Raw genomic sequence first — 13,704 nt, 5'->3', positions numbered from 1 at the left:
AGTATTAAAAAAACGGCAACAGAGCAATACACTCCATCGCCTTGTTTGCTATAATGGCGAGACCTCACCTGCCAGCTTCAAGAATAACGGATGCAGCAGTCCGTTAGTGGCAATGATATGATGTCCGTCCAAAAAGGCGTCACTACCGCAAAAGTCAGTGATTCTTCCACCAGCCTCCAGCACTATCAGCGCCGCCGCAGAAAAGTCCCATTTGCCGATAAACGCCTCAAGCCAGGCATCAAAACGTCCGGCAGCCACATAGCAGATGGCAAGCGCAGCGGAACCAGTCATGCGGATGCCTGCCACACGCCCGTAAAGTTCATGAATCAAATGCTCACCGGTACGTGCATACCGGTCGGAATTATAAGGAAGTTCCGTCACTACAAAGGCATCCTCCACCTGCTGGACAGACGAGACCTCCATCCGTTCTCCATTCACATAAGCGCCACCTCCCTGCCAGGCATAAAAACATTCATCCCGGCAAGGGTCATAAACAACTCCCAGCAGCAGAGAATCTTTGTCGCGCAAAGCGATGCTGACACAATAGGGGGCATTATCATGAATATAATTCGTTGTCCCATCCAACGGGTCCACTACCCAACAGTAGGGTTCATCGTGATAGACAGCAGAACCTTCCTCTGCTATAAATCCAGCCTCGGGAAGAAGCTCCCGAAGCGCAGCCACCACTCGTCTCTCCGACTCCTTGTCTACATAAGAGACATAATCATGGGCTTGTTTCTTCTGTACCGCTTCCCGGCTGAAGTTTTTCCACTCTTCTTTCAAGAAATATCCGGCTTCACGGGCTATGCAGCAGACAGACTCTGTCAATATCTTCAAATCCTCCATTTCTCTACATATTAGTTCCCCGCAGCCTCTTCTGCCTGCCGGTAAATAAGCCGACCGCGCTGGCTGACCGTCCATCTTCCATCTTCCAAACGCACATTCTTTGTATCATCATCTTCCACATTCCAAGCATATCCCCCCGAAGGAAGACCACGGCGCTCCAGAATCTCGTTCGGCATTTCCTCTTCCGAAAAGAACAGTTCCACTTGGGTAGAATCGGGACTGAACACCAGAAACAACACCTTCTCCGCATCATCCACAGCGTTCATACGGACTCCTTTTTCCCACAGACGGATACAGTCTTTCTGAGCCTCACTCCAGGTATATCCGGCAGATGCAATGCAACCATGCTTATCCTTATCACCACCAACGACATGTACCGTATCGGCTTGTTCAGCAACTTCCACAGTCTTTCCCTTCTTGCTACCACAAGCCACAAACAGCGCTCCGGCACATAGCAAGCATATAGATATTCCTCTTACATTCATCTTTTCTCTTTTTAATTGCTTTTTGCTTGACAAAGTTAAGAACAAATCGGCAATTTAAAAAGTTTCTTTTCCATTATCATCAGTGCTCCGGCAGTATATTCCAAGACTTTGCAAAAGATAAATCCACAAACAAGAATCTATTCAAGTTCTATACTATAACTTTATCGCACATTCTACTTGCATGCTTGCATAGACACATATAGCAACCTACTGCACAGAGCATTAAGTTATGTAAGCAACCACCATGCAAGTATGTAAGCAGATTTTGCTTACATAACCGTGTCCTCTTACAAAAAAGCAGGCTTCTCTTATACAAGAAGCAGGTCCTCCTTGCACAGAGAAGAGTACTTTCCTACGCCAACACCACATCAAAAACAGTTGCGCACAGTTGTGATACGCCTTCTTCACATTAATGAGAAAGTTATTCCACAACTGTGAAGAAAGCGTTCCACAACTGTGCGCAACTATAAACTACAAATATCCGGATGACAAACAGCAGGTATTTCAGCCAAGAAGTGCCCGTCCCTTTTACTCCAGCTTACAGTCCTCTTGTGTTCAACTGTAGGAAATATCCGTCCCAGAAGAGTAGAGCAGAAAAGTTTGTCACACTTAACATCATATTACAGCCACATAACCGGAAAATATGCATAATAGTACAGTTCCCACATTTCTTGCTTTTGAATTCATTAACAAGTTCTATAACTTTGAACGGCTAAGACTCTGCCCAATCATATGTTTTCACAGTGAAATAAGAGGCAAGTATCAGCAACAATTAGACAGACATATAGATTCATGCAAAGCAGCATTCACACTTTATCTTGTGGAACTATACTCCATGGCCATTCCTACAACTACCAAATTAAAGGTGTATTAGGTCATGGAGCATTCGGTATAACCTATTTGGCTTCAATTTGCCTGAAAGGCGAATTAGGCATCTTGAATAGCAATGTATCCGTAGCCATCAAAGAATTTTTTCTACAAGATGTAAGTGCCAGAAGTTCATCAGGAGATATTTATGAGCCATCTCCCAATAGCATTGCATACAAATATGGAAAGAAATTTCAAAAAGAGGCCTTAAACCTAGCTCGCCTCAACCATCAAAACATCGTTAAGGTTTTAGAGTCTTTTGAAGAGAACAACACCTACTACTATGTAATGGAGTATATCGAAGGGAGCAGTCTGGATGCATATATATTGGAGAAAGGAGGGCTGCCGGAAAAAGAAGCGCTACAATATGTAGAGGAGATAGGAAAAGCATTGCAATATATGCATTCCCAAAAGATGCTGCACCTTGACTTAAAGCCTAAAAATATCATGCGACGTACTGATAACACTTTGTTTCTGATAGATTTTGGGCTATCCAAACAAATCGACAAAAACGGAGAACCGGAATCAAGCACTACTATTGGCCTTGGTACTCCCGGTTATGCCCCCTTAGAGCAAGGTTCGCAAGAATATGGGAAAATACTCGCACCCACATTGGATATCTACGCTTTAGGGGCCACTCTCTTTAAAATGCTGACAGGAAAGACCCCGCCCAAAGCCTCTGAAATACTAAATGAAGGATTTGCAGAAGAAGAGCTACGGCAAAAGCACATAAGCGCGCAAACAATATCGGCCATAAAAAAAGCAATGGCCCCCATGAGGATAAAGCGCCCTCAAACAGTAAATGAGTTCGTGGCTTTAACCCATAGCACTACGAACTCCCATACTGATGAAAGTGCCAAACACACTTCCTACAATAAGCAGCATGCCACATATCAAGGCATTGCCTTTTATTACGTCCAAGACGACAAACTGGTTTATTTTCTGAATGACAATATTTATGAACTGCCCCTGGAAGGAAAAACACAGGTAGAAGAGATAATAGAAAAGCCTATAAATCCGGTAATTGTACATTTCAACACCTCACTGGATGCATTCATCAAGAAAAATCGCCAGTCTATACAAGACAGCCGTTTCAAGGTCATAACATATAGGAAAAATCTGTGCCATTATTTTGATGTATTAAGATTTATCAACAAGTACTTTGACAACGATAAAACATCAAAGATACGGGTTACTGAAGAAATCCATATCGCCTCAGCGATACCTTGCATCATCCATTCAAATGACATGCCTATCTGCATCTGCTCCAAAGAGGAATACTGCATTGCCGAATACGGAGAAGGCCTTTATGAGGCCGAATACTCCGGAGTGGGAACTGCTGAAGAGCACATCTTACAAGAATATGATGTAACATCTCCCGCCATACCTATGACCGATTTAGAACTATACTGGAAATTCTTGCCTAAAGCCCTATCTATATGGTATTCATCTGTTATTGGCCAGATAAGTTCATTTGCCTTCCTTGATTGTCTGCCTTTTAAAGTATTGGCGGGGTATACACTAGAGAATCATGTCAGAGAATGCTCTTTTTTATGCAATTTCTGCAGCTTCCCTTTAAGGCGCAGCGCCACATTTCCCGGAGACGGTGACTCCTACTTTATGGAAATAGACAGTAGACGTTTTATCATTCCGCTAAAGGATTATTTAGGATATTCTCCTGAAACAATAGAAATCACCATCGATATAAGTTACTTTTTATGTGACATCATTATCGAAGATGTAAAGTACAAAAAGCGAGTAAAAATTCCTCTAATCGGATTAATATCAAACAGCTATACAGAAGAGGATACATTAAAAACAAATAATAAATAAGTTACAATGGATACGACAACCAACTTCTTGTTTTTCAATTCACGCGATGAGCTTCTTAGATTGGACATTTCCAAGATTGTATATTTTGAGTCTGATGGAAATTACACCAATATAATACTTACGAACAAGCTACGCGGTATTATTTGCTTGAATTTAGCCCAGACCGAAAAAGTCCTTGAAGAGCGACTGAAAGAAAAGGCACGCTGCTTTGCCCGTATCGGCAAACGGTTCATCATTAATCTGAACTATGTTTACCAGATAAATGTCATCAAACAGCGACTCGTTTTAAGTGACTATTCATCATTTGCATTTCAACTGGAGATTTCCAAAGAAGCACTGAAAAAACTGAAAGAAATATTCCTCAATATAAAATCTGCATAATAAAAACAATAATGCCATGGAACTTATCATAGGAAGAGAAGCCGGTGCATCCCGCCTGCGTATCAGCATAAACAACCAAGACCGTTTTTGGGGGAACGCCAACAGCGTACCCAAATCCGTCAGCCGCCAGCACTGTAAAGTGGTGACCGATGACAAAGGAGGCTATATCATTACCAATCTGAAACCCGAAAACGTCACTTACGTCAATGGTGTGCAAATCGAGTCCAAGCACATTTCCGGAAAAGACCGCATAGAGCTGGGGTCAGACCGTTACTTCATGGATATAGCGGCCATTATAAAAGGGCTGGGAGCATCAATACCCAAATCGTTCTCTATCCGTCACCTACAAGAAGTATGGGACGAATTTCACGACACCAAACTCCAGATACAGATAAAAGAAAAGAAGTCTGCAGCAATCCGTTCTGTAACAGGCGTATTTTCCATGTCTGCCATTTTCTGCGGATTTATTCCGGGCATTGCCGACCTGCCGGCTTTGCGTGTCATTCTATATTCTGCAGGACTTTTATTGGCCATCTATTTCTTTGTGATAACCTACCGGTCATCTTCCACACTTCCCAGGTTTCTGGACGACCTTGATAAGAAATTTCATAAGGACTATGTATGCCCCAACCCGGAATGCCATCATTTCATGGGATATCAACAGTATGACGACCTGAAAAAGATGACGAGCTGCCCCTATTGTAAATCCAAATTTACCGAGAAGTAAGAATCCCTTGAAAAATGAGGGATTGATACCTTAAACCGCAGGGTTTATGTAGTATACTTTTTGAAATTTGCCATTGCATGCCTCTCTTTATATTTTTGTTGCAGAATAAGTTATAAACCATTAAAAATGAGCAACTATGAAGACTAAAAAAACAAACCAGGAAAGCACAAATTCCACACAGAAAAATGTGGGACAGAAAAGTTACAATTGGCAAAATGGCGCCAGCTCATCCATCGGAGCTGCAATAGGCGTAGCGGCCGGTTCAATGGCCCAGACAGCTTTTGCAACAGAGCCAGTCACCGAAGGACCGGTACAGCCTCCCCACACTGATACCCCTACAGTAACTTCGGAAGTACCTTTAACCAATGAGCCAATTGCCCCTCAGAAGCCTGATACCCCTGCCACACCTATCATGCCCGGAAACAGCAACGATGAACCGCATAACGAAGATACCATCAGTGTGGTCTCCTATGAAACGGTTACGTGCGAAGACGGCTCGCAAATGGATATAGCCGGTGTTATTGTCAACGGACAAGAAACTCTTGTCGTTGACATCGACCGGGATGGAATAGCAGATGCCATGGTGGCAGATATGGACAATAATGGAATAATTACAGACAATGAGGTCATCAATATAGAAGAGGCAGGCATTCGCATGGAAGGATTGTCTATGGCAACCACACAAGCAACCGACGTAAACGAGGATGCTACATTGCTGGCAGACAATGACCCAATACCCGACTATATAAACGATGCCGACGTAACCGGCTACATGGCCTAATTCTATTCATCACACTATATTTACTAAAGCTATGAAACGAACAAATATAATCACATTCATCCTATTATTGGGAAGCACCTCCCTGCTCTACGCACACGATTTCACCGTCACCGGAAAAAGTGGAGAGAAATTCTTCTTCAACATTGTAGATGCAAAGAAACAACATGTGGAAGTTACCTACCAAGGGAACATCTCTGCCCCCCAACCCTCTCTGTATACCGGTGAGATATCCGTTCCGGCAAGGGTAAAGCACAACAACACGATATACCGTGTTGTCGGCATTGGCAAGAAGGCATTCAGTAATGCAGCTTCCCTAAAAGGCATTGTACTGCCTTCCGGGCTTTCGTCCATAGGCGATTTTGCCTTTGAAGGTTGCAGCGGATTAGAGAAAATCGTATTTCCCGGCAACAGCGTCCGCTTTGGTGAAGGAGTATTCTTCCGGTGTACAGCAATCGGGCAGGTAACGTTGGGCAGCGACTGGACACAAGTGAACCTCAAAATGTTCCGCTGGAGTGACCGTTTGACCTCCATCGTCATCCCGGCAAAGCTCATCAGCCTGCAGAATTTGAAATCATTGAAACAGTTGCAAAGCATAGAAGTGGATGCCAATAATCCAAACTTTACTTCCATAGACGGAATGCTCTATAACAAAGACAAAACAATTCTGTTAGGTTGCCCCCGCGGACGCTCAGGAAAGATACGTATTCCCGACGGCACCACCGCTATACGCTGGAAGGCTTTAATCGATTGTCCCAATATAACCCAAATCGATTTGCCTGCTTCATTACAGATACTCTCGTACCGGGAGTTCTCCCAGATGGAACACCTGGAGCAAATCATCATGCGCAGAACAGAACCGATATCCACCGCAGAGCTCAACGGACAAAAAGTATTCCTGATAAAAATTGCCGGCAAGCTGAAAATCAAACTGCTCGTCCCCAAAACAGCACTAAGTTCCTATAAAGAGGCACTTTGCTCCACAGAAGGAGAATATGCTGAAGTTTCGGCCAACACTCCCGAAGGATTCCCACCCGAATATGCCCTGATACCTTCAATAGTGGAACCCACTAATATGCTGGGGAAAAGCATGTTATCCGGAGTAAAAGATTTTTCAAAATATGATAAACCCTAAATATACAGAAACAATGAAGCCGCAAAATATTATAATCGCCTCGTGCCTATTACTGATGTGTTGTATCATGAGTAATCTGCACGCATCCACATTCCACCCCCAAAATGTACGCAGTAATAACGACACAATTCAGGCCGTCAGGCTAAAAGCTTTGAGTGCTCAGGAAAAGTCTCTTCAGAAGAAGATACAGGAACAAGACAAAAAGCGGAATGCCACCTACAATGATGTCTCCACTGAGACAATGGAGAGATTAAATGACCGGCAAGACTCTATCTGCCTGGATTTACGTTCCCAACTCGTAACGATACAATTAGAAATGGCAGAAATAAAGAAAGAGAACTTGAAAAAAGTACTGAATAACTGGGAAAAGAAAGGGAATTGATTGATATGCAGTTGATAGAGGGCACCCTTCTACAAGAGGGTAAATACAGAATAGAGGGAATACTTGGGCAAGGCGGCTTTGGCATCACCTATTTAGGATGGCAAACAAGACTAAACCGTAGGGTAGCCATCAAAGAGTTTTTTATGAAAGAGTATTGCAACCGCAACGCCGATACGTCACACATTACCATCGGGACGGAAGGAAGCCGTGAACTCGTAGCTCGTTTTCAGCAAAAATTCATAAAAGAAGCACAATCCATTGCCGGACTTAACCATCCTAATATTATCCGTATACATGATGTGTTCGAAGAAAACGACACAGCTTACTATGTGATGGAATATATAGAAGGAGGTTCTCTGCAAGAATATGTGACGCGATACGGTGCACTACAAGAAACGGAAGCGCTGCATTACATCCATCAAATAGCAGGAGCATTGAACTATATCCACCAACGGCAGATGAGCCATCTGGATGTGAAACCTGGAAACATTTTGCGGAGAGAAGAGGGAGAAGTAGTGTTGATAGACTTCGGACTATCCAAGCGATACGATGAAAGCGGGCAACAGACCAGTACTACTCCGGTAGGTATCAGTACCGGATATGCACCAATGGAACAATATGTAGCTGGAGGAGTGCAAATATTCACACCAACTACAGATATTTATTCATTAGGTGCTACACTCTATAAATTGCTGACAGGAACGACACCGCCGGCTGCCAACATTGTGTTCGATGACGGACTACCAGCCTTACCCGCAAACATATCGGCAACTACCGAACGAGCGATTCGTGCTGCCATGCAACCCAAAAGACAACGTCCACAAAGCATAAAAGATTTTTTAGAATTGTTGAATAAACCGGAAAGAGAGGATATTACCATCATTGCCAAGAAAGAAAAGTTGCCTCCCCCAAAACAGCCCTCCAGCAGTAACAAGTTACCCATATTTATAGGGGTTGTCGTCGCACTTTTGTTAGCAACAGTTGTCTGGTTTACTCAAAAACCAAGTGATACCACTCCTCTTAAAGAAGAAGCCTTTGCTACGGAAGTAATTCCAACTGAAAACAATCCGGTAGATCTTGGCTTGAGTGTGAAATGGGCAGCCTATAATGTCGGAGCATCTTCTCCCGAAGAATACGGAGGACTATATGGATGGGCGGACCCGACCGGAGAAAAAAAAGCAACAAATAGTAGCGATTCTCTCAGTGGCACTCCCCCTTTCAACATCAGCGGCACTCAATATGACATTGCTCGTGCTAAATGGGGAGAGAAATGGAGGCTACCTACACAGCAAGAATTAAAAGAATTATCTGATAAATGTATATGGAAATGGACTGAATACAAAAAAGTTGCAGGCTATATGGTAACAGGACCGAATGGAAATCGAATCTTCCTCCCTGCATCAGGATACTGCTACGCTTACGGTGGAACGGTATATGGTCGAGGAAGAAATGGCCGCTATTGGTCAGGAACACGAAAGACGGCTAATAGCACTTCTAGTAGCGCCTCCAGCCTCGTCTTCAGTATTAACGGCTGGAGTCCGTTGTACAGCGACTATTGTAAGGAGGGAAATTCCGTTCGCCCCGTATCAGAATAAACTGTTATAGTTTGCATTATTTTAATTTTAAATTCCGCCAAAATAAAAAACTATGCAATTACAATCAGGTTCTTTCCTTCAAGGAGGAAAATACAAGATAGAGTCCATATTGGGACAAGGTGGCTTTGGAATTACTTACCAAGCCCTTCAGACCGGATTGAACCGTCAAGTAGCCATCAAAGAATTCTTCATGAAAGACTACTGCGAACGCAATGAGAAGACTTCACATATCATTATGGGTACCCAAAGTAGCCGGGAGTTAGTAGAACGATTCCGCCAAAAGTTTATCAAAGAAGCCCAAATCATTGCAGGATTGGCGCATACACACATTATATCCATCTATGATGTATTTGAAGAAAATGACACAGCTTATTACGTAATGGAGTATATAGATGGCGGTTCTTTAAAAGAACGGATTGAAACCAATGGAGCAATGTCCGATTCTGAAGCATTAAGTTATGTCCTCCAGATAGCTGATGCGTTGGAATATCTTCATCACCGTAAAACCATGCACCTGGACGTAAAGCCATCCAACATTCTGCTTCGGAACAATGGAGAAGCTGTACTAATAGACTTCGGTATATCCAAACGTTATGATGACACCGGTAACCAAACAAGTAGTACGCCAATCGGTATCAGCAAAGGATATGCACCTTTGGAACAATATAAGCAAGGTGGAGTAAAAACATTCTCACCAGGTACAGACATTTACTCTCTCGGAGCAACATTGTTTTATTTGTTGACAAGCCAACAACCGCCAGAGGCCAGTGATGTGAATGACGAGGGACTGCCAGCATTGCCAACAAAGATAAGTCCATTGATAAGAAAGGCCATACAAGGTGCAATGCAACCTCGATGCAAAGATAGACCGCAAAACATTAATGAATTTCTCACATTATTGAATGAAGGGATAAAACCTGGTTTGGAAAATGAAACTACAATATTAGATACCCCTAAAAATGAATTTGTAGCAAAAGAGCATCCTTCTTCCATTCCAAAGCCTCAACGAATTTTCTTATTTAAAAAAGAATGGCTTTGGGGAGTTATAGCTCTAATCCTTATATTATGTACTATTTGGCTCAGCAGAACCAACAAGACGAGTAATATCGCACAAGACAACTCTTTAGCTATTGGGCTTGACAGTACTGTATCCGACAGTGCTATACTTACATCGCCTATATCTATGAATAATTCGGCTCTGCATGATTCATCTATTCGGTATGAGAACTCTAATACAGAAATTGGGCAAACAAGAACCAATGTTCAACACAATGAAATCTCAACAGATCAAATTGTAGATTTAGGTTTAAGTGTAAGATGGGCCGGGTGGAATCTCGGTGCCTCAACTCCTGAAGAATATGGGAATTTATACTACTGGGGAGATTCCACGGGAACAGCCAGCAGTGGACCTACCTCTATTAACATTTATGATTTTGATGATATTTGTGGCTCGGAGTATGATATTGCCCGAACTCAATTAGGGAAATATTGGCGTATGCCAACAGCAAAAGAATTCATGGAACTTAGAGATAAGTGCAAGATAACATGGACCACTTACCAAAAAATAGGGGGATACAAAATTACCGGACCCAACGGCAACAATATATTTCTGCCTGCTGTCGGTATCAAAAACGGACAAAATATAGAAAATCGCGGTTCCATAGCATATTATTGGACTGGTTCCGTAGCTTTAATAGGAGGGGGATTTGTCAAATTCAAAAGAGGACGCGCTTTCCTATTGAAAGATTCAGTTAGGGTTATGCCCAATAATGTTGCACTCCCCATTCGCCCTGTTATCCCCAAAGAAGAAAAACAAAAGAAAGAAGAGCAACAAAGAAAGAAAAAAAGAAAGAGCCTTGAAGAACGAGTTCCCAAATTTGCATCTTCTCCAGCAGATAGATTTAATTCAGAGATTTGTTACAATTGTAACATAAATAATAACAAACAATCAACTACTTAATAATATGAGTAATATAAATAATTATGCACTTAAACAAAATACCATTTTATATGGTAAATCACATACCTATACCATAGAAAAGATATTGGGTCAAGGCTCTTTCGGCATCACCTACTTGGCTATGACCCAAGTCAAAGTTTCCGGAGCATTGGGTGAACTCGAAACAACCATACAAGTTGCCATCAAGGAGTTCTTCATGAAAGACATCAATGGACGAGAAGAAAATACTGTTACTTGTGGAAGCAGAGGAGGGGTCTATTATGACTACAAAAAGAAGTTTTCGCGCGAAGCCGAAAACCTGAGTAAGCTGAACCATCCCCATATCGTTAAAGTGCTGGAATACTTCGAGGCCAACAACACAGTCTACTACGCCATGGAATATGTAGATGGAGGAAATCTGGATACATACATCACACAACAAAAAGGCTTGACGGAAGCAGAAAGCATTATGTATGCCAAACAGATAGGAGACGCTCTATCTTACATGCACGCTCATAAGATGCTTCATCTGGACTTGAAACCTGGAAATATTATGCTCCGTAAGAATCAGGAAGCCGTACTTATCGATTTTGGCTTGTCCAAGCAATATGACGAAAATGGGAAACCGGAAACAAGCACTACAGTGGGAAGTGGTACCCCCGGATATGCACCGATAGAACAGAGTAATTATCATGAAGGTAAAGACTTCCCGGCAACGATGGACGTGTATGCGCTTGGTGCAACTATGTATAAGATGTTGACGGGAATCCGTCCACCAGAGGCTTCAGAAATATTGAATGACGGTTTTCCTGCATATGAGCTACAAAAACATCAAGTAAGCGATTCGTTAATAGCCAGTATCGCAAAAGTCATGTCGGCTATGAAAAAAGACAGACCGCAAAGTGTAGCCGCATTTTTAAGTATATTGAAAAATAAGGATACGGAAACAACTCCCAAAGAAGATATAGGAATAACGCTGGAGGAAGCTACGGTTATCCAAACATCCGCCAATGAAGAACAGACTATGCCTTCAAGTGACGACATATCTTCCCAGCCCCACCCCAAAAATCTAAAATATATTATTCTTGTCCTAATAGCTGTTCTGTCTATTGGAGGAATTATAGCCTATATTACTTCCAGAACAGGTTCCAACTCCGATACAGATACAGAAACAGAATGGCTGTCCGCAACAGACACTGTAACAAATTCTGAACCGAATAACGCATCATCAGTAACAGTACATGCAAGCACATCTGCTGAAAATATAAACCCGAATTCTCATGTAAAAGAAAATGCAGCGACCGGGAATGTAGAACGCCCTGCGCAACAAAACACCGAAACAGCAAACCTGAGTGCCATGAGTGCCAATATGCCTCCAAAGAAAAAGAACGGCTTTAAGGAAACAGCCAAAGCAGCAGAGCAAGGGAATACAGAGGCCCAATATGAGTTAGGAAGAATGTACTTTCTTGGTCGGGATGTCGCAAAGAATGCTACTGAAGCTGAAAAATGGTATCAAAAAGCAGCAAATCAAGGAAATGCAAAAGCCCAAAATGAACTGGGGAACTTGTATTATACGGGACTTAATGTTACGCGAAATTATTCGGAAGCAATAAAATGGTATCAAAAAGCAGCAGAACAAGGAAGTGAAACTGCCCAAAAAATCTACGCAAACTTGAGAATGAGTAATAGAGTTCGCGTAGAGATAGCAGGTACTTCCTTCTATACGATTATTTCATACAAGAATCGCCATCTGTATATAGATTACCATTTCAATTTCCACCAAAATAAAAAGCTATGCAATTACAATCCGGCACTCTCCTCCAAGGAGGAAAATATAAAATAGAAACAGTCTTGGGACAAGGCGGCTTTGGCATCACCTATCTTGCCACACAAGTGGCCTTAGAACGCAAGGTAGCTATTAAAGAATTCTTCATGAAGGAACATTGCAACCGTGACGTTGCAACTTCCCATGTATCAGTCGGTTCACAAGGCAGTCAAGAATTAGTAGCACGTTTCCGCCAGAAGTTCGTAAAGGAAGCCCGGATGATAGCCGGGCTGAATCATCCTCACATCATTCGTATCATTGATGTGTTCGAAGAAAATGAGACAGCCTACTATGTAATGGAATACATGGGAAATGGCTCTCTTGCAGAATATCTAAAAAGGAATGGAGCAGTCAGAGAGTCTAAGGCCCTCCATTATATCTACCAGCTGGCTGATGCCTTAAAGTTTATTCATCAGCACCAAATGAACCACCTTGACATAAAGCCAGGGAATGTATTGTTAGACAATAATAACAACGCCACCCTTATAGACTTTGGACTATCCAAACGCTATGACGGTGAAGGGCATCAAACCAGTACAACCCCTATAGGCATCAGTGCCGGGTATGCTCCAATGGAACAATATAAGCAAGGAGGCGTCAGCACCTTTTCTCCTGCAACAGATATCTATTCTTTGGGAGCAACTTTATACAAGCTCTTGACAAATGAGACTCCACCTGATGCCAGTGATGTGAATGACGACGGGCTTCCTCCACTTCCACCGAGTATATCCCAATCAACGGCCTATACAATTGAGAAAGCCATGCAACCGCGCCGTAGAGACCGTCCACAAAGCATTGATGAATTTTTATCGTTATTGACTAATAACAATAAGCCATCAATGCAGTATAATGAACCTCAAATCCGCAACTAAGCTCTTCAGCGTCCTTCTTGCGTCTAAACGTCCTCTCAT

Annotated in this window: 12 protein-coding genes; 10 read left to right on the top strand and 2 right to left on the bottom strand. The window is 42.5% G+C overall.

Going from position 1 to position 13,704, the window contains the following annotated elements; genetic code table 11:
- Positions 1–48: 48 nt before the first annotated feature.
- Complete coding sequence (locus DWY57_RS04235; RefSeq protein WP_119961372.1) at positions 49–846, bottom strand: inositol monophosphatase family protein; 798 nt, start codon at positions 844–846, stop codon at positions 49–51.
- 11 nt (positions 847–857) lie between these two features.
- Positions 858–1,331, bottom strand: a complete 474-nt coding sequence (locus DWY57_RS04230) for a hypothetical protein (RefSeq protein WP_119961371.1) — start codon at positions 1,329–1,331, stop codon at positions 858–860.
- A 792-nt stretch (positions 1,332–2,123) separates the two neighbouring features.
- On the opposite strand from DWY57_RS04230, the gene DWY57_RS04225 reads away from it, so the two are divergent.
- From DWY57_RS04225 to DWY57_RS04180, 10 genes are all read left to right on the top strand, one after another.
- Complete coding sequence (locus tag DWY57_RS04225; protein WP_119961370.1) at positions 2,124–4,031, top strand: serine/threonine-protein kinase; 1,908 nt, start codon at positions 2,124–2,126, stop codon at positions 4,029–4,031.
- Between the two features lie 6 nt (positions 4,032–4,037).
- Positions 4,038–4,412, top strand: coding sequence for a LytTR family DNA-binding domain-containing protein (locus DWY57_RS04220; RefSeq protein ID WP_009037653.1), 375 nt, complete (start codon positions 4,038–4,040; stop codon positions 4,410–4,412).
- A 16-nt stretch (positions 4,413–4,428) separates the two neighbouring features.
- Positions 4,429–5,139, top strand: a complete 711-nt coding sequence (locus DWY57_RS04215) for an FHA domain-containing protein (protein WP_119961369.1) — start codon at positions 4,429–4,431, stop codon at positions 5,137–5,139.
- Positions 5,140–5,275: 136 nt separating this feature from the next.
- Positions 5,276–5,920, top strand: coding sequence for a hypothetical protein (locus DWY57_RS04210; protein ID WP_119961368.1), 645 nt, complete (start codon positions 5,276–5,278; stop codon positions 5,918–5,920).
- 31 nt (positions 5,921–5,951) lie between these two features.
- Positions 5,952–7,052: a leucine-rich repeat domain-containing protein gene (locus DWY57_RS04205; protein WP_119961367.1), complete on the top strand. Its 1,101-nt coding sequence runs from the start codon at positions 5,952–5,954 to the stop codon at positions 7,050–7,052.
- 13 nt (positions 7,053–7,065) lie between these two features.
- A complete protein-coding gene (locus DWY57_RS04200; protein ID WP_129643329.1) occupies positions 7,066–7,434 on the top strand; it encodes a hypothetical protein in 369 nt (122 codons plus the stop codon).
- Between the two features lie 5 nt (positions 7,435–7,439).
- Positions 7,440–9,029 carry a serine/threonine-protein kinase gene (locus DWY57_RS04195; protein ID WP_243634649.1) on the top strand — a complete coding sequence of 530 codons (1,590 nt, stop codon included), beginning with the start codon at positions 7,440–7,442 and terminating at the stop codon, positions 9,027–9,029.
- A gap of 52 nt (positions 9,030–9,081) precedes the next feature.
- Positions 9,082–10,989, top strand: a complete 1,908-nt coding sequence (locus DWY57_RS04190; RefSeq protein ID WP_119961365.1) for a serine/threonine-protein kinase — start codon at positions 9,082–9,084, stop codon at positions 10,987–10,989.
- Between the two features lie 4 nt (positions 10,990–10,993).
- The gene (locus DWY57_RS04185; protein WP_119961364.1) at positions 10,994–12,811 is read left to right on the top strand and encodes a serine/threonine-protein kinase; all 1,818 of its coding nucleotides are present in this window, start codon (positions 10,994–10,996) and stop codon (positions 12,809–12,811) included.
- Complete coding sequence (locus DWY57_RS04180) at positions 12,763–13,665, top strand: serine/threonine-protein kinase (protein WP_243634648.1); 903 nt, start codon at positions 12,763–12,765, stop codon at positions 13,663–13,665. The genes DWY57_RS04185 and DWY57_RS04180 overlap by 49 nt, the downstream gene beginning before the upstream one ends.
- Positions 13,666–13,704 lie beyond the last annotated feature (39 nt).

This window comes from Bacteroides sp. AF25-5LB (genome assembly GCF_003602965.1).
Classification (GTDB): domain Bacteria; phylum Bacteroidota; class Bacteroidia; order Bacteroidales; family Bacteroidaceae; genus Bacteroides; species Bacteroides uniformis.
The sequence above is the reverse complement of the archived record's forward strand: the minus strand, read 5'-3'. Positions and strand labels throughout refer to the sequence as shown.

Bases quoted from the DNA above. Each gene is read 5' to 3' on its own strand.
- DWY57_RS04195 (WP_243634649.1), top strand. From the start codon at position 7,440: ATGCAGTTGATAGAGGGCACCCTTCTACAAGAGGGTAAATACAGAATA.
- DWY57_RS04230 (WP_119961371.1), bottom strand. From the start codon at position 1,331: ATGAATGTAAGAGGAATATCTATATGCTTGCTATGTGCCGGAGCGCTG.
- DWY57_RS04190 (WP_119961365.1), top strand. From the start codon at position 9,082: ATGCAATTACAATCAGGTTCTTTCCTTCAAGGAGGAAAATACAAGATA.
- DWY57_RS04205 (WP_119961367.1), top strand. From the start codon at position 5,952: ATGAAACGAACAAATATAATCACATTCATCCTATTATTGGGAAGCACC.
- DWY57_RS04225 (WP_119961370.1), top strand. From the start codon at position 2,124: ATGCAAAGCAGCATTCACACTTTATCTTGTGGAACTATACTCCATGGC.
- DWY57_RS04200 (WP_129643329.1), top strand. From the start codon at position 7,066: ATGAAGCCGCAAAATATTATAATCGCCTCGTGCCTATTACTGATGTGT.
- DWY57_RS04215 (WP_119961369.1), top strand. From the start codon at position 4,429: ATGGAACTTATCATAGGAAGAGAAGCCGGTGCATCCCGCCTGCGTATC.
- DWY57_RS04210 (WP_119961368.1), top strand. From the start codon at position 5,276: ATGAAGACTAAAAAAACAAACCAGGAAAGCACAAATTCCACACAGAAA.
- DWY57_RS04220 (WP_009037653.1), top strand. From the start codon at position 4,038: ATGGATACGACAACCAACTTCTTGTTTTTCAATTCACGCGATGAGCTT.
- DWY57_RS04185 (WP_119961364.1), top strand. From the start codon at position 10,994: ATGAGTAATATAAATAATTATGCACTTAAACAAAATACCATTTTATAT.
- DWY57_RS04235 (WP_119961372.1), bottom strand. From the start codon at position 846: ATGGAGGATTTGAAGATATTGACAGAGTCTGTCTGCTGCATAGCCCGT.
- DWY57_RS04180 (WP_243634648.1), top strand. From the start codon at position 12,763: ATGCAATTACAATCCGGCACTCTCCTCCAAGGAGGAAAATATAAAATA.